The organism is Mycobacterium sp. (assembly GCF_019247615.1).
In the GTDB taxonomy this organism is placed as follows: Bacteria; Actinomycetota; Actinomycetes; order Mycobacteriales; family Mycobacteriaceae; genus Mycobacterium.
The window spans coordinates 1-20,877 of the sequence record NZ_JAFBAT010000202.1; the positions used below are offsets into that span (position 1 = coordinate 1).

Annotated in this window: 17 protein-coding genes and 1 riboswitch; of the genes, 12 read left to right on the forward strand and 5 right to left on the reverse strand. The window is 66.9% G+C overall.

Annotation, left to right across the window (positions count from 1 at the left end; all coding sequences use genetic code 11):
- Window positions 1-912: 912 nt before the first annotated feature.
- The 5 genes from JO059_RS13970 (at window position 913) to JO059_RS13990 (ending at window position 8,016) form a co-directional block, all read left to right on the forward strand.
- On the forward strand, window positions 913-1,476 hold the full coding sequence (locus JO059_RS13970) for a carboxymuconolactone decarboxylase family protein (RefSeq protein WP_293319675.1): 564 nt from the start codon (window positions 913-915) through the stop codon (window positions 1,474-1,476).
- Between the two features lie 129 nt (window positions 1,477-1,605).
- Window positions 1,606-2,730, forward strand: a complete 1,125-nt coding sequence (locus tag JO059_RS13975; RefSeq protein ID WP_293319635.1) for a nitronate monooxygenase family protein — start codon at window positions 1,606-1,608, stop codon at window positions 2,728-2,730.
- A gap of 205 nt (window positions 2,731-2,935) precedes the next feature.
- Window positions 2,936-3,105: riboswitch (M-box (ykoK) riboswitch) on the forward strand.
- 271 nt (window positions 3,106-3,376) lie between these two features.
- The gene (locus tag JO059_RS13980; RefSeq protein WP_293319637.1) at window positions 3,377-3,631 is read left to right on the forward strand and encodes an Rv1535 family protein; all 255 of its coding nucleotides are present in this window, start codon (window positions 3,377-3,379) and stop codon (window positions 3,629-3,631) included.
- 293 nt (window positions 3,632-3,924) lie between these two features.
- Window positions 3,925-7,053 (forward strand): isoleucine--tRNA ligase, encoded by a 3,129-nt coding sequence (gene ileS / locus JO059_RS13985; protein ID WP_293319639.1) that lies wholly within the window; start codon window positions 3,925-3,927, stop codon window positions 7,051-7,053.
- A gap of 102 nt (window positions 7,054-7,155) precedes the next feature.
- The gene (locus JO059_RS13990) at window positions 7,156-8,016 is read left to right on the forward strand and encodes a DUF559 domain-containing protein (protein WP_293319641.1); all 861 of its coding nucleotides are present in this window, start codon (window positions 7,156-7,158) and stop codon (window positions 8,014-8,016) included.
- Between the two features lie 150 nt (window positions 8,017-8,166).
- Here the strand turns inward: JO059_RS13990 and JO059_RS13995 are convergent, their stop codons facing one another.
- Window positions 8,167-8,733: a class I SAM-dependent methyltransferase gene (locus JO059_RS13995; protein ID WP_293319643.1), complete on the reverse strand. Its 567-nt coding sequence runs from the start codon at window positions 8,731-8,733 to the stop codon at window positions 8,167-8,169.
- A 49-nt stretch (window positions 8,734-8,782) separates the two neighbouring features.
- On the opposite strand from JO059_RS13995, the gene JO059_RS14000 reads away from it, so the two are divergent.
- Window positions 8,783-10,177: a DNA polymerase IV gene (locus tag JO059_RS14000; protein ID WP_293319677.1), complete on the forward strand. Its 1,395-nt coding sequence runs from the start codon at window positions 8,783-8,785 to the stop codon at window positions 10,175-10,177.
- Here JO059_RS14000 and JO059_RS14005 read toward each other — a convergent pair.
- Window positions 10,142-11,086, reverse strand: a complete 945-nt coding sequence (locus JO059_RS14005) for an asparaginase (RefSeq protein WP_293319645.1) — start codon at window positions 11,084-11,086, stop codon at window positions 10,142-10,144. The genes JO059_RS14000 and JO059_RS14005 overlap by 36 nt on opposite strands.
- 69 nt (window positions 11,087-11,155) lie before the next feature.
- Here JO059_RS14005 and lspA point away from each other — a divergent pair, with 69 nt between their 5' ends.
- Window positions 11,156-11,767, forward strand: coding sequence for a signal peptidase II (lspA, locus tag JO059_RS14010; protein WP_293319647.1), 612 nt, complete (start codon window positions 11,156-11,158; stop codon window positions 11,765-11,767).
- On the forward strand, window positions 11,764-12,690 hold the full coding sequence (locus JO059_RS14015) for an RluA family pseudouridine synthase (protein ID WP_293319649.1): 927 nt from the start codon (window positions 11,764-11,766) through the stop codon (window positions 12,688-12,690). Before lspA ends, JO059_RS14015 begins: the two co-directional genes overlap by 4 nt.
- Before the next feature lie 27 nt (window positions 12,691-12,717).
- Here the strand turns inward: JO059_RS14015 and JO059_RS14020 are convergent, their stop codons facing one another.
- The 3 genes from JO059_RS14020 to JO059_RS14030 form a co-directional block, all read right to left on the reverse strand.
- Window positions 12,718-13,476, reverse strand: coding sequence for a class I SAM-dependent methyltransferase (locus tag JO059_RS14020; RefSeq protein ID WP_293319651.1), 759 nt, complete (start codon window positions 13,474-13,476; stop codon window positions 12,718-12,720).
- Between the two features lie 71 nt (window positions 13,477-13,547).
- Entirely contained in the window at window positions 13,548-13,868 is a 321-nt protein-coding gene (locus JO059_RS14025) for a hypothetical protein (RefSeq protein ID WP_293319653.1), read from the reverse strand.
- 191 nt (window positions 13,869-14,059) lie between these two features.
- Window positions 14,060-14,470 (reverse strand): group 1 truncated hemoglobin, encoded by a 411-nt coding sequence (locus JO059_RS14030; RefSeq protein ID WP_293319655.1) that lies wholly within the window; start codon window positions 14,468-14,470, stop codon window positions 14,060-14,062.
- A 232-nt stretch (window positions 14,471-14,702) separates the two neighbouring features.
- On the opposite strand from JO059_RS14030, the gene JO059_RS14035 reads away from it, so the two are divergent.
- The 4 genes from JO059_RS14035 to dnaE all read left to right on the forward strand — a co-directional run bounded on the left by JO059_RS14035 (window position 14,703) and on the right by dnaE (window position 20,739).
- Window positions 14,703-15,728, forward strand: a complete 1,026-nt coding sequence (locus JO059_RS14035) for an SDR family NAD(P)-dependent oxidoreductase (RefSeq protein WP_293319657.1) — start codon at window positions 14,703-14,705, stop codon at window positions 15,726-15,728.
- A gap of 4 nt (window positions 15,729-15,732) precedes the next feature.
- A complete protein-coding gene (locus tag JO059_RS14040; RefSeq protein ID WP_293319659.1) occupies window positions 15,733-16,536 on the forward strand; it encodes an SDR family oxidoreductase in 804 nt (267 codons plus the stop codon).
- A 99-nt stretch (window positions 16,537-16,635) separates the two neighbouring features.
- The gene (locus JO059_RS14045) at window positions 16,636-17,067 is read left to right on the forward strand and encodes an SRPBCC family protein (protein WP_293319661.1); all 432 of its coding nucleotides are present in this window, start codon (window positions 16,636-16,638) and stop codon (window positions 17,065-17,067) included.
- 120 nt (window positions 17,068-17,187) lie between these two features.
- Window positions 17,188-20,739 carry a DNA polymerase III subunit alpha gene (dnaE, locus tag JO059_RS14050; RefSeq protein WP_293319663.1) on the forward strand — a complete coding sequence of 1,184 codons (3,552 nt, stop codon included), beginning with the start codon at window positions 17,188-17,190 and terminating at the stop codon, window positions 20,737-20,739.
- The last annotated feature ends 138 nt before the right edge of the window (window positions 20,740-20,877 follow it).

Consider the following 20,877-nt stretch of genomic DNA (forward strand, 5'->3'; position numbering starts at 1 on the left):
CGCTGTCCTCCACCTCCCCCTATCCCCAAGTTCCCATCACTGCGGCATGCTCTTATCAGGGCTTCGAGAAATATCGCCGAATTTTTCTGTGCGAGCTGCCACTCCGCGGCGACGCACGAACAACCCACCGACCCCCGCGATCGAAGCCCACCGTAAGTACATGGCGCGATCAGCAGCGTAGCCGCTTTGCTCCACACGCGTGGAAAATTCGTCCGAACGTACACAAATTTAACAGCGCTCGGGCCGGTGGCACGTCGACTCATAGGGTGGTCCGACTTTCAGTCGCATACCTTTCGGACGGTACGTGCGTGTCGCGGGTGCATCGAGGTCCGAACCAACGCTAAAGTGCCTGTACGCCAGAGCGCCCAGCATCGTGGGCGGCCTTGCAGCCCAAGTGACTTCGCAGGTTGTCAACGTTCCGGCAGCTGGCGCGGCATGAGGCAGGACCCCCGGGACTGGCAGGCGAACGCCAATCGGGCACGCCAATACGCGGCATCGGTGATGCTTCGTCACGCCATATTAGGACTTATTGCGAAAGCCCGCAGGGAAATCGCTGATATCTTTACGATTGCAATTTAAGTCACACCTGAGCGGGACCGGGGGTTGGCGCTTCGGCGGGCTTTCGGGACTTCCGTACTGCCCTTGATCGGCCAGCGACGCGCCGCCCGATTTGCGTTTATTTCGCGCATTCAGTCGCCCCGGCAAGGCGGAGCGCAGACGGCACATCTCGTTGTGGTCGCCCGGAGCGGTGGTCACCGCCGGCACCCGAATCGATCACTGATCACAGGCGCCTCCCCGGCAACGACGGCCGCGCCCCTGCGCGGCCCGATCCCGAGGTAATGCTGGCTACCATGTCCCCAGAACGCGCCGGATCGCGCCAGTACACGGAGTGCACACGCCATGACCCCACCCATTGGCCAAGCCCGGGTGCCCAAACTGCCGCTCGAGGAGGCCAAAGCCGCCGCCGATGAAGCGGCCGTACCGGACTACATGGCTGAGCTGAACATTTTCCAAGTGCTGCTGAACCATCCGCAGCTGGCGCGCGCCATCAACGACCTGCTCGCCACCATGCTCTGGCACGGTGCGCTCGACTCGCGGTTGCGCGAGCTGGTGATCATGCGGATCGGCTGGCTCACCGCCTGCGAATACGAGTGGACCCAGCACTGGCGGGTCGCGTCGGGGCTGGGTGTGCGGGCGGAAGACCTACTCGGGGTGCGCGATTGGCGCGATTACGACGGTTTTGGGCCCAGGGAGCGGGCGGTGTTGGCGGCCACCGACGATATTGTGCGCGACGGCGCGGTGAGCGGCGAGAGCTGGGCGGCGTGCGTTCGCGAATTATCCCAGGACACAACCATTCTCATTGAACTCGTCGCCGCCATCGGAGCCTGGCGGATGGTCGCGGCGATTGTGCAGAGCCTCCAGGTCCCGCTGGAAGAGGGCGTGGCCGGCTGGCCACCGGACGGCCGGTCGCCTTAGATCACGCGACGCGGTATCGCGTCGCGCGGCCTGCACCCGCGTTGCTGGGGAGCCGGCGCGCGGCTAGCCACTGTCCGTAGGGCATCGTGGTCGATTGACATATCCATCAACGATTCCTAGCGTCGGGCGATGCGAACCAGGGTCGCCGAAATGCTCGGTGTCGAGTTTCCGATATGCGCCTTCAGCCATTGCCGCGACGTGGTGGCCGCGGTAACCAACGCCGGCGGGTTCGGGATCCTCGGCGCCGTCGCGCACAGCCCCCAACGATTAGAGAGCGAGCTGAGCTGGATCGAGGAGCGCACCGGGGGAAAGCCCTACGGGGTCGACCTCCTGCTACCGCCGAAATATGTCGGTGCCGAGCAGGGCGGGATTGACGCCGGCCGGGCCCGGCAAATGCTTCCCGACGAACATCGCGCGTTCGTCGAGGACCTGCTGAACCGATACGGCGTCGCTCCGGCCGCCGACCCGCCACGTGCGTCTTCGGGCGGGCTCAACATCTCGCCGAAGGGTTACGAGCCGCTGCTCGACGTGGCCTTTGGCCATAACATCCGGCTCATCGCCAGCGCCCTAGGCCCGCCCCCGTCGGATCTCGTCGAGCGTGCTCACGGCCAAGACGTATTGGTGGCCGCGTTGGCCGGCACCACGGAACACGCGCGTCGGCACGCCGCCGCGGGCGTCGATCTGATCGTCGCGCAGGGCACCGAGGCCGGTGGCCACACCGGCGAGGTGGCGACCATGGTCTTGGTCCCCGAGGTGGTGGATGCGGTGTCACCGACGCCGGTTCTCGCCGCCGGCGGAATCGCCCGCGGTCGCCAAATCGCCGCGGCCCTGGCCCTGGGAGCGGAGGGCGTGTGGTGCGGGTCGGTGTGGCTGACCACGGAGGAAGCCGAGACCTCCCCGGTAGTCAGGGAGAAGTTTTTGGCGGCGAGCTCCTCGGACACGGTGCGGTCGCGTTCGATGACCGGCAAACCGGCGCGGATGCTTCGTACGGCCTGGACGGACGAATGGGAGCGGCCGGAGAGCCCGGCCCCGCTCGGTATGCCCCTGCAGACGGCACTGGTCAGCGGGCCGCAGATGCGAATCAATCAGGCCGCGGCCCATCCCGACGCCAAGGCTCGTGAGCTGGCCACCTACTTCGTTGGCCAGGTGGTCGGCTCGCTTGACCGTGTCAGGCCCGCACACTCGGTGGTGCTGGACATGGTCGAGGAGTTCATCGACACCGTTGAGCGGCTCGAGCACCTGATCGATCGGTGACCGGCTCCGGCGCGCGGCCGGGGCGCGGTCGGTGCCGGGGACGGGTCGCATGCGCGGTGCGAGCAGGGGACGTGCTGTTCCAGGGGCCTACGACGGGCTGCGTCCGCAGCCGGATAGCCGCGCATGCGTTGTGATTGCATAAAGATTCGCCGACACGGCACGGATCACATTGACCGCCCGGTACGGGTCGTGCATTATCGGTCGCGTTGCACCTCGTTAGGTGAGGCGTCTACACGAATACAGGCCACTGACCCCGAACGTCGAAAGACGCCCCGGGTCAGGACAGCTCCTCCCGGCTTAAGGGTTGAGCCCAGGTGGCTTCCGGAATACCGGACACGTCGTGTGGTGCCAAAGCTCTGACGAGAGGGGTGCGAGTTTCCGACGGTCGTCGGTTTCTGCACTCCTTTTGGTGCGCACAGAGCGTGCAAGCTTTGTGTTCGTTGCGCGACCGCGAGGAGGTGAGGGACGTATGAGTTCCAGCGACAGTCCGGACCGAAGTCCGAACTGTGTTTCGTCCCCATCCGGTCTCCGGCACGACGTTCTCGGCTAATTCGCTTAGCGGCCAAGCGGTCTGATCGGAACCACTACGGGACGGGACGCGTCAGTCCAATCAGTGCTCGTTTGGTAATCCGCCGAGGAGGCGATCATGACCGCAGTTCTGTACGACGAAGTGGTGACCGCAGCGCCCGCCCGCAAGCTGACGGTGGTGCGCGACAACGACACAGCGCAAGCCACGATTGCCCCCCTCGCGCCGAAGAAGACGGCGCGCAGCGTCGAGACCCCGCCTTTCGGTGTCGGCGGTGACCCGCTTGTCGACGGCGCCGCTCGTTTGCTGACCGTCGGCGTGCGTCACGTGTACGCGGCCCTGTGGCGGGTTGGTGTACTCGAGGTCCGGGTTTAGTGGCGATCGCAAGCCCCAAGGGGCTACCTGGCCGCAGGCTTTCCTGAGGCCAGGTAGCCCCTTGGGGTGCAGCGTTCCGTAGAATCGGCTCATCGGCGTCGATCCGGCCATCACCGGGGAGCTTTCGGAAGAACGGCCGGACTGGCTCAGTAGAACCGAACGGGCAGGCCCGTCACAGCCCTCAATGAGCGGCCGCGCGCAAGCGCGGCAAGCGGGGTGGTACCGCGGCGCTCGCGCACCCGGCGCGTCGTCGTCCCCGGCCTGAGCATGACGGCCACAGGAGACGACAGAGCGTGACCGAAAACGCAGACGTCAGGGCGTACCCGAAGCTGGCCGGCGGGGCGCCCGACTTCCCCGCGCTCGAGCTCGAGGTTCTCGACTACTGGGCCAACGACGACACGTTTCGGGCCAGCATCGCGCACCGCGACGGCGGCCCGGAGTATGTGTTCTACGACGGCCCCCCCTTCGCGAACGGGTTGCCACACTACGGACACCTGCTCACCGGCTACGTGAAAGACATCATTCCCCGCTACCGCACCATGCGGGGCTACAAGGTGGAGCGCCGTTTCGGCTGGGACACCCACGGCCTGCCCGCCGAACTGGAAGTCGAACGTCAGCTCGGCATCACCGACAAGTCGCAGATCGACACCATGGGTATCGCGGCGTTCAACGAGGCCTGCCGCGAATCAGTGCTGCGCTACACCGACGAGTGGCAAGAGTATGTGACCCGCCAGGCCCGCTGGGTCGACTTCGACAACGACTACAAGACGCTTGATATCGACTACATGGAGTCGGTCATCTGGGCGTTCAAACAGCTGTGGGAAAAGGGCCTGGCGTACGAGGGCTACCGGGTGCTGCCCTACTGCTGGCGTGACGAAACCCCGTTGTCCAACCACGAATTGCGGATGGATGACGACGTCTACCAAAGCCGTCAGGACCCCGCGGTGACCGTCGGTTTCAAGGTCGTCGGCGGCGACCTGGACGGGGCGCACCTTGTGGTGTGGACGACGACGCCATGGACGCTGCCGTCGAACCTGGCGGTGGCCGTCAACCCGGAGGTGACCTACGTGCAGGTCCGAGCCGGCGACCGCCGCGTCGTGCTGGCGGAGGCCCGGCTCGCCGCGTATGCCCGCGAATTGGGAGAAGAACCCGAGGTGCTCGCCAGGTATCGCGGCGACGAATTGGTGGGCACGCGGTACCTGCCGCCGTTTCCATATTTCATGCAGACGGCCAAGGCATTTCAGGTGCTTTCCGGCGACTTTGTCACGACCGAGGACGGCACCGGGATCGTGCACATGGCGCCGGCGTACGGCGAGGACGACATGGTCACCGCCGATCAGGCCGGCATCGTGCCGGTCACTCCGGTCGACTCGACGGGACGCTTCGACGCCACCGTCCCGGATTACCGGGGCCTGCGGGTCTTCGACGCCAACGCCCCGATCATTCGCGACCTGAAGGACCGAAGCGGTCCCGCCGCGGCGAACGGCGCGGTCTTGATCCGGCACGAAACCTACGAGCATCCATATCCGCATTGCTGGCGGTGCCGAAATCCACTGATATACCGGGCCGTTTCGTCGTGGTTCGTCGCGGTCACCAGATTCCGGGACCGGATGGTGGAACTCAACCGGCAGATCACCTGGTACCCCGAACACGTCAAAGACGGCCAGTTCGGTAAGTGGCTGCAGGGCGCGCGCGATTGGTCGATCTCGCGAAACCGCTACTGGGGAACGCCCATTCCGGTGTGGACGTCCGACGACCCCGCGTACCCGCGAATCGATGTGTATGGCAGCCTCGACGAGCTCGAGCGCGACTTCGGTGTGCGGCCCACCAATTTGCACCGGCCCTACATCGATGAACTCACCCGGCCCAATCCCGACGATCCAACCGGTCGCAGCACGATGCGACGCATCCCCGACGTGCTCGACGTGTGGTTCGACTCGGGCTCGATGCCGTACGCCCAGGTGCACTATCCGTTCGAGAACGGCGAGTGGTTCGACAGCCACTATCCCGGCGACTTCATCGTCGAATACATCGGGCAGACCCGTGGCTGGTTCTACACGCTGCACGTGCTGGCCACAGCGCTTTTTGACCGTCCGTCGTTCAAAACATGTGTCGCGCACGGGATTGTGCTGGGCTCCGACGGCCAGAAGATGAGCAAGTCCCTGCGCAACTACCCCGACGTCACCGAGGTCTTCGATCGCGACGGCTCCGACGCCATGCGGTGGTTCCTGATGGCGTCGCCGATTCTGCGGGGTGGCAACCTGATCGTCACCGAGCAGGGTATCCGCGACGGCGTGCGGCAGGTCTTGCTGCCGTTTTGGAATGCGTACAGCTTCTTGTCTCTTTACGCACCGAAAGTCGGTAACTGGCGCACCGATTCGGCGCACGTGCTCGACCGCTACATCATGGCCAAGCTCGCGGCGCTGCGGGACGACCTGACCGGGTCGATGGAGGTGTGCGACATCTCGGGGGCGTGCGAGCAGCTGCGCCAGTTCATCGAGGCGTTGACGAATTGGTATGTGCGACGGTCTCGTTCGCGGTTCTGGGAGGAAGACGTCGATGCCATCGACACCCTGCACACGGTGCTCGAGGTGACCGCGAGGCTGGCCGCTCCGCTGCTGCCGTTGATGACCGAGATCATCTGGCGGGGCCTGACCGGTGAGCGGTCGGTGCATCTGACGGACTGGCCGAAAGCCGATGAGCTGCCCGCTGACCCAGACCTCGTGGCCGCGATGGATCAGGTCCGTGAAGTGTGCTCGGCGGCCTCATCGCTGCGGAAAGCCAAGAAACTGCGGGTTCGCCTGCCGCTGCCGAAATTGACTGTGGCGGTGGATAATCCGCAACTGCTGGAGCCGTTCACCGAGCTGATCGCCGATGAGCTCAACATCAAACGCGTCGAACTGACCGATGCCATCGAAACCTATGGCCGGTTCGAGCTGACCGTCAACGCGCGAGTGGCCGGGCCGCGACTGGGCAAGGACGTGCAGGCCGCCATCAAGGCGGTCAAAGCCGGCGAGGGCGTCGTCAACCCGGACGGTACCCTGACCGCCGGGCCCGCGGTGCTGCAACCCGACGAGTACAGCTCGCGGCTGGTGGCGGCGGACCCGGACTACACGGCCGCCCTGCCCGACGGGTCGGGTCTGGTCGTCTTGGACGGCACCGTGACCCCGGAGCTGGAGGCCGAGGGCTGGGCCAAGGACCGGATCCGCGAGCTGCAGGAACTGCGCAAGTCGACCGGGCTGGACGTGTCGGATCGCATCAGCGTGGTCATGTCGGTGCCCGCAGAGCGGGCCGGCTGGGCGCAGACGCACCGTGAGCTGATCGCGGGGGAAATCCTCGCTACTCGTTTCGAGTTTGGCGAACCTGCGCCCCAGGCGGCGGCGATCGGCGATGGCGTCCGGGTGAGCATCTCGAAGGTCTGACCGCTTCGACCGCGAAACTGCATTCCGCGACGCGTTTCTTGAGAGAGTCAGTCGCTAGTAACAGTTTCGGCGGATGTCGCCGTGGCATGGCACCCTGCCGTCGTGACTACAGCGCCATTCGTCGGTACGGAAGCTATCCGCAGCGGAGCCTGGACGGAACGCGAGCTGCGGCGGTCGTGCAACCGGATCTACCGCAACGTGTATCAGCGCCGCGGCAGTCAACTGACGGCGGCAGACCGTGCGATTGCCGCGTGGCTGTGGTCGGGTAAGCGAGCCGTCGTGGCGGGCAACTCCGCGGCCGCGTTACTTGGCGCACGATGGGTCGACCCGTGCGCGCCGGCTGAATTGGTGTGCGACCGCACACGTCCGCCGGCGTTGATAATCACCCGTAACGAGGAGCTTTCGGCGGGCGAGACGACGGCCGTCGACGGCGTGCCGGTCACGTCTGCTGCTCGCACAGCCTTCGACATCGGGCGGCGACCGGGGTTGACGGCCGCGCTGATCCGGATCGATGCCCTGGCGCGAGCAACGGGTGTTGCCGCGAACGACGTGTATCCACTGATGGAGAGCCATCGCGGCGCGCGGGGCATGAAGCAGCTGCGCCAGGTGTTGCCGCTCGTCGACGCGGGCGCCGAATCGCCCCAGGAGACCAGGACGAGGCTGGTCCTGATCGCCGGGGGCCTGCCCAAGCCGCAGACCCAGATAGTGGTGCGCAATGTCTGGGGTGCCGTGGTCGCCCGCATCGACATGGGCTGGGAGGAATGGCTTGTCGGCGTCGAATACGACGGCCCGCAGCACTGGACCGACCCGCGGATTCGGGCCACGGATATCGATCGCACCGCCGAACTGGAACGCCGGGGATGGCGCCTGATCCGGGTAGGCGCTGACTTGCTGCGTCACCGGCCGGACGTCGTCGTGGACCGGGCTCGCACTGCTCTGCAGGCGAGGGGATGCCCGTGCTGACCGCGAGACTGCCACTGGCGACGCATTTTTCGAGTAAACCCGTCGTCAGTTGCAGCTTCGCGGACAAAATGTTGGCGGCCTTCTCGGCGCCCTCGCCACCCGGCAGAGCCGGCGCAGCTCCGGCTGGGTCGGCACAGTGGCGCCTGCGTCCTACGGCTTGACGGCTCGCCAGCGTTGCCGCCTGCCCTGCACCTCAACACGTACATCACGAAAACCGGCCGACCGCAACCGATTCGGCAAGGTCTGCGGCGGAACCGGATTGCAGGTGTCGCGGAAGTGCAGCATCCGGAAGCGCAGCGAGGGCACACCGTCGCTGCCGGCGAATACGCCGCCGGGCCGAAGCACCCGGAAGGCCTCGGCGAACAGCCGATCCTGGAGTTCGGCTGTCGGTACATGGTGCAGCATCGTGAACGACACCACCGAGCTGAACTCGTTGTCCGGCAACCCGGTATCGGTCCCGTCGCCGTTGACGATGCGCGCTCGAGTGCCGTAGAGGCGCTGAAGCCGATTCGCCATCCGGGTGTCGATCTCCACCGCGGTGAGCCGCGGCGTCTTGTCGACCAGCACCCGCAAAAACGCGCCGTATCCCGGGCCGATCTCCAGGGTGTTGTCGCCCAGCTCCACCCCAGCCAGGACCGTCGGCAACACGCGGGTTTCCACTTCCCGCGCCCAGTGGGTGGAGTTGCAACACAGCCGGTGGCAGAGATTCATCGCCATGGTCCACGACGTTAGACCAATAGCATTTGCAGTTGTGGAGTCCCGTTGGGTGCTGCACCTGGACATGGACGCGTTCTCCGCCTCCGTCGAACAACTCACCCGACCGACGCTGCGGGGCCGGCCGGTACTGGTCGGCGGCGTGGGTGGCCGCGGTGTAGTGGCCGGCGCCAGCTATGAGGCGCGCGTGTTCGGCGCCCGCTCTGCGATGCCCATGCATCAGGCCCGCCGGCTGATCGGCGTGACAGCGGTGGTGTTGCCGCCGCGCGGCGTGGTCTACGGCGTGGCCAGCCGGCGGGTCTTCGACACCGTGCGCAGCATGGTGCCGGTGGTCGAGCAGCTGTCCTTCGACGAGGGGTTTGGTGAGCCGCCTCAGCTTGCCGGGGCGTCGGCCGACGCTGTCGAGGCCTTCTGCGAGGACCTGCGCAGGCGGGTCCGCGAGGAGACCGGTCTGGTCGCCTCGGTGGGGGCGGGCTCGGGCAAACAAATCGCCAAGATCGCCTCGGAGCTGGCCAAACCCGACGGTGTCCGGGTGGTGCCGCGGGCCGAGGAACAATCGCTGCTCGCCGGATTGCCGGTGCGCCGACTGTGGGGCATCGGACCGGTCGCCGAGGAGAAGCTCCATCGGCTGGGCATCGAGACGATCGGGCAACTGGCCGAGCTGACCGACGCCGAGGTGGCCAACATCCTGGGTGCGACGGTCGGCGCCGCGCTACACCGGCTGGCCCGGGGCATCGACGACCGCCCCGTGGCCGAGCGCGCCGAAGCCAAACAGATCAGCTCGGAATCGACCTTCGCCACCGATCTGACCAGCCTGGACCAGCTGCGCGAAGCTATCGACCCGATCGCCGAGCATGCGCATCAACGGCTGATGCGCGACGGCCGCGGCGCCCGCACCGTCACCGTAAAGCTGAAGAAGTCCGACATGAGCACGCTGACCCGCTCGGCGACCCTGCCATACGCGACGGCCGAGTCCGGCGCGCTCCTCGCGCTGGCCCGCAAACTGCTGCTCGACCCCCGCGAGATCGGACCAATTCGCCTTGTGGGCGTTGGCTTTTCGGGATTGAGCGACGTCCGGCAGGAATCGTTGTTCCCGGATCTGGAGTTCTCGGAAGCCGAGCCCGATACCCGGCACTCGGCGGAATTTGCCACCGCGACCGAGGCCATGTTCGCCGCGGCTCAGGAGACCTCGCCATGGCGGGTTGGGGATGATGTGGCACACCGCGCCTTCGGGCACGGCTGGGTGCAGGGCGCCGGACACGGGGTGGTCACGGTGCGGTTCGAGACGCGGGGATCCGGCCCGGGGCAAGCGCGGACGTTTCCAGCCGACACCGCCGATCTCATGCGCGCCAACCCGGTCGACTCGCTGGACTGGCCCGAGTACGTCGGTGTGCTGCAGGCGAACGCTCAGTCAACCCCAGCGGTCGACGGCGGCGGCGACGGGTAATTCCGCGGCCAGCGCGGCCATCAGCAACACCCGAGCCTGCGATGGCCGCAACCGCGGAACCATCACGGCGCCGGCTGCCGCCATCTCGTGGCCGGGACCGTAGCTCGCGCCGACCCGGCCGCCGGGAACCCGGGACGATACCGCGATGACGACCCCGTTGCGGCAATGCCGTCGCACCCCCTCGACCACCGCATCCGGCGCGTTGCCGGAACCCAGCGCCTCGAGCACCACCGCGCGCGCTCCGGCGGCGACACAGGCGTCCAGTGCCACGCAGTCGCTGCCGAGGTAGGCCGCCACGATGTCGACCCGCGGCGCGGCGGCGGCGCGCAGCTCGCCGAGGTAGGGCCGTGTCTTGGCGCTGGTCAGCGACGGGCCGCCGACGACCGTGCCGACCAGCTCGCCGGCGAAACCGCTCAGGTCGTCGGTCGCCACCTTGTACATGCCCAACGGCTGCAGCACCCGGCCCGCGAAGCACACGACCACTCCGAGGCCGCGGGCGGCCGGGTTGGCCGCGACCGCGAGCGCGTCCCGCAGATTGCCCGGGCCGTCGGCGTCCGGTGCGTCGGCGCTGCGCATGGCGCCGGTGAGGACGACGGGCACGTTTCCGGCATGCGTGAGATCGAGCCACAGGGCCGTCTCTTCCATGGTGTCGGTGCCGTGGGTTACGACGACACCGTCGGCGCCGCCATCGGCCGCGGCTCGCACGGCATCCCGGATCCGATCCCAATCGGCAGGTGTCAGCTGAGAGCTGTCGAGCGCCAGCAGGTCGACGACATCGATGTCGAGGTCCACAGCATCGGCGAGGGGCGAAGTGAGGTCCGCCCCGCTGTAGACAGGTCTGCGCACCCCGTCGGCGTCGGCGCCGGCCGATATGGTCCCTCCGGTAGCGATGACGGTGAGACGGGCCATGCTGGAATCATTGCGCACGCCGCCGCCCGCTCCGGGGAGGCGGCGTCCGGATTAGGGGATGATAGGGAAGTGCCCGAGGAACCAACAGGACCGGCCGAGCCGATGACCTCAGCCGCGGGGACCGGCGACGGCGAGGAGGTCGTGGAAACAGCACCCCGCAGGGCGCAGCGCCCGCAGGATCCTCCAAGGCGGCTGCGGTTGCTGCTGTCCGTCGCGGCGGTGGTGTTGACCCTCGACATCGTCACCAAGGTGCTTGCCGTCAAACTCCTACCTCCCGGCCAGCCGGTGTCGATTATCGGCGACACCGTGACCTGGACTCTGGTGCGCAACTCGGGCGCGGCGTTCTCGATGGCGACCGGCTACACGTGGATGCTGACGCTGATCGCGACCGGTGTGGTGGTCGGCATCTTCTGGATGGGGCGGCGGCTGGTGTCGCCCTGGTGGGCGGTAGGGCTCGGAATGATCCTCGGCGGCGCCATGGGCAACCTGGTCGATCGCTTCTTCCGGTCCCCGGGGCCCCTGCGCGGCCACGTCGTGGACTTTTTGTCGGTCGGTTGGTGGCCCGTCTTCAATGTCGCCGACCCGTCCGTCGTCGGCGGGGCCATCCTCTTGGTGGTGCTGTCGATTCTCGGCTACGACTTCGACACCGTCGGCCGGCGTAAGGCCGAGCCGCGCCGATGACCGACCGCTCGATGGCGGTCCCCGAGGGACTGGCGGGCATGCGTGTCGACGCCGGGCTGGCGCGGCTGTTGGGACTGTCGCGCAGCGCGGCGGCAGCATTGGCCGAAGACGGCGGCGTCGAGCTGGACGGGGTTCAGGCCGGAAAGTCCGACCGCCTGACCGGCGGCGCATGGCTGCAGGTGCGCTTGCCCGACGCGCCGGCCCCGCTGGCGAACACCCCCGTAGACATCGAGGGCATGACCATCCTGTACTCCGACGACGACATCGTTGCGATCGACAAGCCCGCTGCGGTGGCCGCGCATGCGTCCGTCGGCTGGACCGGGCCCACCGTCCTCGGGGGCCTGGCCGCCGCCGGTTACCGGATCACCACATCCGGTGTGCCTGAGCGCCAGGGCATCGTGCATCGCCTCGATGTCGGCACGTCGGGGGTGATGGTGGTGGCGCTTTCCGAGCGCGCCTACACGGTGCTCAAGCGGGCGTTCAAGCAGCGCACCGTCGACAAGCGCTACCACGCGCTGGTGCAGGGGCATCCCGATCCGTCCAGCGGGACGATCGACGCGCCGATCGGGCGCCACCGCGGCGGTGAATGGAAGTTCGCCGTCACCAAGGATGGCCGGCACAGCCTCACCCACTACGACACGTTGGAAGCCTTCGTGGCAGCCAGCCTGCTCGACGTGCATCTGGAAACCGGTCGCACTCACCAGATTCGGGTGCATTTCGCCGCGCTGCATCATCCTTGTTGCGGTGATCTGGTGTATGGTGCCGACCCGAAACTCGCGAAAAGGCTTGGGCTGGAACGGCAATGGTTGCACGCACGGTCGCTCTCATTCGCGCATCCGGCCGACGGCAGGCGTGTCGAAATCGTGAGCCCCTACCCGCCCGACCTGCAGCACGCGCTGGACATGCTGCGCGACGAGGCCTGATCGGCGCTCAACCGGGCAGATTCGCCCTCATTCGGGCTTGCGGACCTCGACGAGAACCCGCGTCGGGTGCGCGACGAACCGGCCGTCGGCCTCGATCTGCTCATGCAGTTCGCGCAGCCGGTCCAGGTAACGGTCCACGGTGAAGTCAGGCACCGTCCAGATCACCTTGCGCAGGAAGTAGACCACGGCGCCGATGTCGAAGAACTCTGCGCGCAGCCGCTCCATGCGTACGTCCAGGACCTCGAACCCGGCGGCCTGCGCCTGCGAGGCCACGGTGTCCGGATGGAACTCCGCCCACTTCTCCGGTTGCGGCCCGATGAAGTACTCGACAAGCTCGCCCATCGTGGCGGGCCCGATGTGCTGTGCGAAGTAGGTGCCGCCCGGCCGCAGGACCCGGCGTATCTCGTCCCAGCAGACGGAGATCGGATGGCGGGTGGTCACCAGGTCGAACGCTTCGTCGGCGAACGGCAAAGGCGGCTCGTCGTGGGTGGCCACGAGAACCACTCCGAGCCGGTGCAGGCGTGCGGTCGCCAGCGCGGCATTCGGAGGCCATGTTTCGATGGCCGCCATCGTGGGTGGGAAAGGTCCGGCGCCCGACAGCACCTCCCCGCCCCCGGTGTGAATGTCCAGCGCGGCCGAAACGCTCGCCAACCGCCGACGCAATGACCGCTGGTAGCCCCAGGAGGGTCGCTCCTCGGTTGCCCGACCGTCGAGCCAGGAAAAGTCCCAGCCGTCCACGCATACCGCATCGGCTTCGGACACGAGATCTTCGAATGCGCGGGACATGCATTGCATTCTGGCGAAGGTGTCGATCCAACGTCGCCTGAAGCGTCATTGCCGATGCGTCCCCGAGCGGATCAGGGCGGGGGAAGTGCGCGCGGGGCCGGTGCGGGCAGTCCCGGCACCGAGACCGTCAGTCCCTCGCGGATTCCTCGACGTATCTCTTCGCTCAACTGCGGGCTGTGCGCGGGTGCCGTCTCCGGGCAGTTACAGCCAAGGGTGCCGTACGGGTTCGGCTCGGTGCTGACAGCGTCCGGGTCGGCGGCGGCGGGTGCTGCCGTGTTGATGACGGCGCCTGCGGCGATGGCAGCGCCGACCAGGATTTCTGCGAGTATTCGACGGGGACGGCGGTGCTGCTTGCGGGCCGTCGGCGCCGGTACCGCGTTTGCTGTGGGCATTGTGTGCTCTCCGTTCGGCGTCCGCGTCGATGCGCGGGCGTCTGGGCGTATCGATGTCGTGCTTGGTTAGACGGTGCTCATGCCCAGATGGTTCGCCGCCCGGCGGCGTCGAGTGGCAAGCGCGAGCCTGTGGTTCATGCTCGGCCGCGCCAGCAGCCGGACCCCGGAGCGCCGCACCGGGGCCGATGCGGTCAGACCGGCCCGTTGGTGTTGTCGGCCGATGCGATGTCGGGAGCGACTTGCGCGACGGCACTGAGTATTTCGGTCGCCGTCTCGCCGGGCACCCCGGCGGCGGCGAGCGCGTCTGCCAAATGCCCCGCCACCCGGTTGAAGTGGTACATGGTGATCCCGCGTCCCCGGTGCACCTGCTTCATCGGCGCGCCGGTATAGGGCTCGGGCCCTCCGAGCGCGGCCGCGAAGAACTCGACCTGCTTGCCTTTGAGGCGGGTCATGTTCGTTCCGGTGAAGAAGCCCGACAGTTGCTGATCGGCGAGCACGCGTCCGTAAAAGTCCTCGACCACGACTTCCAGCGCCTCGTGCCCGCCGATCCGCTCGTAGATCGTGGCGGGCTCGGGTCTGCGGAAGCGCGCCAAGAGTTTCACGATACCGATTGCAACACTTGGGGGTTGCCCGTCAGTTAGCGTCCGATCACGCACGAAGTGCCCTGCGTAACAAGCCGATTGCGCTTTCGTGGCGTTTGCCGGAACCGCAGCGTGAGACGCAAAACGCCGTTCACTTGGCGGCAATATGCATCTGCTGCCCATCCATGGCCTAGGTTAGGTTTATGGCCTACGTCACAGCGCTCCAAGCTGGACGAACATCGAGGGGGAAACGGTGAACTTTGGTGACCTGACGAACCTGGTGGAAAAGCCGATCGCGGCCGTCTCCCACATCATCAACACGCCCAACTCCGCGGGACGGTATCGACCGTTTTACCTGAGGAACCTGCTCGACGCCCTGCAGGGCCGCACTCTGAACGATGCAGTGAAGGGCAAGACCGTCCTCATCACCGGAGGATCGTCGGGCATCGGCGAGGCCGCCGCCAAGAAGATCGCGGAGGCGGGCGGCACCGTCGCGCTGGTGGCCCGCACGCGGGAAAACCTCGAAAAGGTCGCGGACGAGATCCGGGGCAACGGCGGGACCGCCCACGTGTACCCGTGCGACCTGACGGACATGGACGCCATCGCCGCGATGGCCGACCAGGTGCTGGCCGAACTGGGAGGGGTAGACATCCTGATCAACAACGCGGGCCGGTCGATTCGGCGTTCGCTGAAGCTGTCCTACGACCGGATCCACGACTACCAGCGGACCATGCAGCTGAACTACCTGGGCGCTGTGCAGCTGATCCTTAAGTTCATCCCCGGGATGCGGGAGCGCCAATTCGGGCAGATCATCAACGTCTCGTCGGTCGGCGTGCAGACCCGCGCGCCCCGCTTCGGCGCCTACATCGCGAGCAAGGCCGCCCTGGACAGCCTGTGCGACGCGCTGCAGGCCGAGGTGGTCAACGACAACGTGAAGTTCACCACCGTGCACATGGCGCTGGTGCGCACGCCAATGATCAGCCCGACGACGATGTACGACAAATTTCCCGCACTGACGCCGGATCAGGCGGCCGGGGTGATCACGGATGCGATCGTGCACCGGCCACGGCGCGCGAGTTCGCCGTTCGGGCAATTCGCCGCCGTCGCCGACGCGGTCAACCCGGCCGTCATGGACCTTGTGCGCAACCGCGCCTTCACCATGTTCGACGATTCCGCTGCGGCCGAGGGCGGCGAATCAACCAGCGGGACAACGGATTCGAAGCAGTTCGACAAGCGAAGCGAGACATTCGTGCGGGCAACCCGCGGGATACATTGGTGACGCCGTGAGTCTTCCCAAACCTGACACTCGGACAACCGTCGTCATCACCGGCGCCTCATCGGGCATCGGCGCAGAACTGGCTCGCGGATTGGCGCGCCGCGGCTTTCCGCTCCTCTTGGTTGCGCGTCGCCGGGAGCGCCTCGACGATCTGGCCAACGAGGTCGGCAAGGAATACTCGGTCGCGGTCGAGGTGCTGCCGCTGGACCTCAGCGACGGCCGAGCGCGCGCGACATTGGCGGACCGGCTTCGCGGCGAGCCGATCGCCGGCCTCTGCAACAGCGCCGGTTTCGGCACCAGCGGCGTTTTCTACACGTTGCCGATCGAACGCGAAAGCCAGGAAGTCACCCTCAACGTCCTGGCCCTGACGGAACTCACCCATGCGGCCCTGCCCGGCATGGTGGAGCGCGGCGCCGGCGCGGTGATGAACATCGCCTCGATCGCCGGATTCCAGCCGCTTCCCTACATGGCCGTGTACTCGGCGACCAAGGCCTACGTGCAGACGTTCTCCGAGGCCGTGCACGAGGAATTGCACGGGACGGGTGTGTCGGTCACGGTGCTGTGCCCTGGCCCGGTGCCGACCGAGTGGGCCGAGATCGCCAACGCCGAGCGCTTCAGCATTCCGATCGCGCAGGTCTCGCCGCGCGACGTGGCCGAAGCGGCGATTGGTGGGATGCTCACCGGCAAGCGCAGCGTCGTTCCGGGAATCGTGCCGAAGGTCGTCAGCACCGGCGGCAGATTCGCGCCGCGCAGCCTGCTGCTTCCGGGTATCCGCATCGGAAACCGCTTCCGGGGCGGGCCAAACCGCTGATCGCCGGGCGGCACCGGTCGCCGAGCGTCCCGCCAGCGTGGCGTTCACCGTCGAGCGTCACACCAGCCTGTCGCTCGCCGCGGCCACTATCCTGAGGCGATGGCCGCTGTGGAGATGAGCGCCGAGATGCCGATGGCGCCCCAGGAGATGTGGGACCACGTGTCGGATCTCTCCGAGTTGGGCGACTGGCTCGTGCTGCACGAGGCGTGGCGCAGCGAGCTGCCCGACGAGATCGCCGAGGGCACCGAAATCGTGGGGGTGGCACGTTCCAAAGGGCTGCGCAACCGGGTGACCTGGACGGTGACCAAGTGGAATCCGCCGCACGAGGTGGCGATGTCGGGCGCCGGCAAGGGCGGAGCCAAATACGGTGTCACCCTCACCGTGCGGCCCGCCGGCGACGGTTCCACCCTCGGCCTGCGCCTCGAACTGGGCGGTCGTGCGCTGTTCGGTCCGGTCGGTTCGGCCGCGGCCCGCGCGGTCAAGGGAGACGTGGAGAAGTCCCTCAAGCAGTTCGTCGAGCTCTACGGATAGAACTCGCGGCGATCGCAGGCGCGGCGAAGCCGTGCGCGGCGGGTTGCCACCGATCGTCGGCGACACACTGAAGCGACACGCCGGGAATGCGTCGGTGGCCGGTCATAGACTGGCGTCCCTATGAGCGGTTCATCGTCGGCGTCCTTCGTGCACCTGCATAACCACACCGAGTACTCGATGCTGGACGGTGCCGCGAAGATCACGCCCTTGCTCGCCGAGGTCGAGCGGCTGCAGATGCCGGCGATCGGGATGACCGACCACGGAAACATGTTCGGCGCCAGTGAGTTCTACACCGAGGCGACCAAGGCCGGGATCAAGCCGATCATCGGCGTCGAGGCGTACGTCGCGCCGGGCTCGCGGTTCGACACCCGGCGCGTCACCTGGGGCGACCCCAGTCAGAAGGCCGACGACGTCTCCGGCAGCGGCTCCTACACGCACCTGACCATGGTTGCCGAGACGGCGACCGGCCTGCGAAACCTGTTCAAGCTCTCCTCGCTGGCCTCGTTCGAGGGCCAGTTGAGCAAGTGGTCACGAATGGATGCCGAGCTCATCGCCGAACACGCCGAGGGCATCATCATCACCACCGGCTGTCCGTCGGGGGAGGTGCAGACCAGGCTGCGTCTGGGCCAGGACAACGAAGCGCTGCAGGCGGCCGCCAGCTGGCGGGAGATCGTCGGGGCGGACAACTACTTCCTGGAGCTCATGGACCATGGGCTGGCGATCGAACGGCGGGTCCGCGAGGGGCTGCTCGAGATCGGCCGCAAGCTGGGCATTCCGCCGCTGGCCACCAACGACTGCCACTACGTCACCCGCGACGCCGCGCACAACCACGAGGCGCTGCTGTGCGTGCAGACCGGCAAGACCCTGTCGGATCCCAACCGCTTCAAGTTCGACGGCGACGGCTACTACCTCAAGTCCGCCGCCGAGATGCGACAGATCTGGGACGACGAGGTGCCCGGCGCCTGCGACTCGACGCTGTTGATCGCCGAGCGGGTGCAGTCCTACGCCGACGTGTGGGCGCCGCGCGACCGGATGCCGGTCTTCCCGGTGCCCGAGGGCCACGATCAAGCGTCGTGGCTGCGCCACGAGGTCAACGCCGGGCTGAACCGGCGGTTCCCCGCCGGTCCGCCGGACGGTTACACCGCGCGGGCCGCCTACGAGATCGACGTCATCTGCGCCAAGGGCTTCCCGTCCTACTTCCTGATCGTCGCCGACCTGATCAACTACGCGCGCTCTGTGGGCATCCGGGTAGGCCCCGGCCGGGGATCGGCCGCCGGGTCGCTCGTCGCCTATGCCCTCGGCATCACCGACATCGACCCGATCCCGCACGGCCTGCTCTTCGAGCGGTTCCTCAACCCCGAGCGCACCTCGATGCCCGACATCGACATCGACTTCGACGACCGTCGCCGAGGCGAGATGGTGCGCTACGCCGCCGACAAGTGGGGCCACGACCGGGTCGCCCAAGTCATCACCTTCGGCACGATCAAAACCAAAGCGGCACTGAAGGATTCGGCACGGATTCACTACGGGCAGCCGGGCTTCGCCATCGCCGACCGGATCACCAAGGCGCTCCCGCCGGCGATCATGGCCAAGGACATCCCGCTGTCCGGCATCACCGACCCCAACCACGAGCGTTACAAGGAAGCCGCCGAGGTCCGCGGCCTGATCGAAACGGACCCGGATGTCCGCACGATCTACCAGACCGCGCGCGGCCTCGAGGGCCTGATCCGCAATGCAGGCGTGCACGCCTGCGCGGTGATCATGAGCAGCGAGCCCCTCACCGAGGCCATCCCGCTGTGGAAGCGACCGCAGGACGGCGCGATCATCACCGGCTGGGACTACCCGTCGTGTGAGGCGATCGGCCTGTTGAAGATGGACTTCCTGGGCCTGCGCAACCTGACGATCATCGGCGACGCGATCGAGAACATCAAGGCCAACAGGGGAGTTGACCTCGACCTGGAATCTGTGCCGCTGGACGACAAGGCCACGTACGAGCTGCTGGGCCGTGGCGACACGTTGGGTGTGTTCCAGCTCGACGGCGGCCCGATGCGCGACCTGCTGCGGCGCATGCAGCCCACCGGGTTCGAGGACGTTGTCGCCGTGATCGCCCTCTACCGGCCCGGGCCGATGGGCCAGAATGCGCACAACGACTACGCCGACCGGAAGAACGGCCGCCAGGCCATCCGGCCCATTCACCCCGAACTGGCCGAACCGCTCGAGGAGATACTGGCCGAGACGTACGGCCTCATCGTCTACCAAGAGCAGATCATGCGCATCGCGCAGAAGGTCGCCGGCTACTCGCTCGCCCGCGCCGACATCCTGCGTAAGGCGATGGGCAAAAAGAAGCGCGAGGTCCTCGACAAGGAGTACGAGGGCTTCGCGGAAGGCATGCAGGCCAACAGATTCTCGCCCGCCGCCATCAAAGCGCTGTGGGACACCATCCTTCCGTTCGCGGACTACGCGTTCAACAAGTCGCACGCCGCCGGCTACGGCATGGTGTCGTACTGGACGGCCTACCTGAAGGCCAATTACCCAGCCGAATACATGGCGGGGCTACTGACCTCCGTCGGCGACGATAAGGACAAGGCCGCCGTCTACCTGGCCGACTGCCGCAAGCTGGGCATCACGGTGCTGCCGCCCGACGTCAACGAGTCCGGCCTCAACTTCGCGTCGGTGGGCGCCGATATCCGCTACGGACTGGGTGCGGTGCGCAACGTCGGTGCCAACGTGGTGAGTTCTTTGATAAAAACCCGCAGCGAAAAAGGTAAGTTCACCGACTTCTCGGACTACTTGAACAAGATCGACATCTCCGCGTGCAACAAGAAGGTGACCGAATCGCTGATCAAGGCCGGCGCGTTCGATTCGCTGGGACATGCCCGCAAGGGCCTGTTTCTGGTCCACACCGACGCCGTCGACTCGGTGCTGGGCACCAAGAAGGCCGAGGCGATGGGGCAGTTCGACCTGTTCGGCGGCTCTGACGGTGCGGGCGGCGCCGGTGATCCGGTGTTCACCATCAAAGTGCCCGACGACGAATGGGAGGACAAGCACAAGCTGGCCTTGGAACGGGAGATGTTGGGCCTGTACGTGTCCGGGCACCCGCTCAACCGGGTGGCGCACCTGCTGACGGCGCAGGTCGACACGGCCATTCCGGCGATCCTCGACGGCGATGTCCCCAACGACACCCAGGTGCGGGTGGGGGGCATCCTGGCATCGGTGAACCGAAGAGTCAATAAGAACGGAATGCCTTGGGCTTCAGCGCAATTGGAGGATCTCACCGGTGGCATCGAGGTGATGTTCTTCCCCCACGCATACTCCACATTCGGCGCCGACATCGTCGATGACGCGGTTGTGCTGATCAACGCCAAGGTCGCGATCCGGGACGATCGGATCGCGTTGATCGCCAACGAACTCGTGGTGCCCGACTTTTCCACGGCGCATGCTGACCGGCCGCTGGCGGTCAGCATGCCGACGCGGCAGTGCACGTTCGACAAGGTCAGCGCCCTCAAGCAGGTGCTGGTGCGCCACCCCGGTACCTCGCAGGTGCATCTGCGGCTCATCAGCGGTGACCGGATCACGACCCTCGAGCTCGACGAATCGCTTCGCGTGACACCTTCGCCGGCGCTGATGGGCGACCTCAAGGAGTTGCTGGGTCCCGGGTGCCTGGGCCTCTAGGTCGTTGCCCAGCGTGCGGCCAGCCGCACCCTCGCCGCCGAGCGTGCGGTCCGCCGCACATTCGACACGCCGCCCGTTGACCACAAGGAGCGCTGTGGAGCAGTCGGAACCAACGACGGTGCAGCTCTGGCGCCCGGA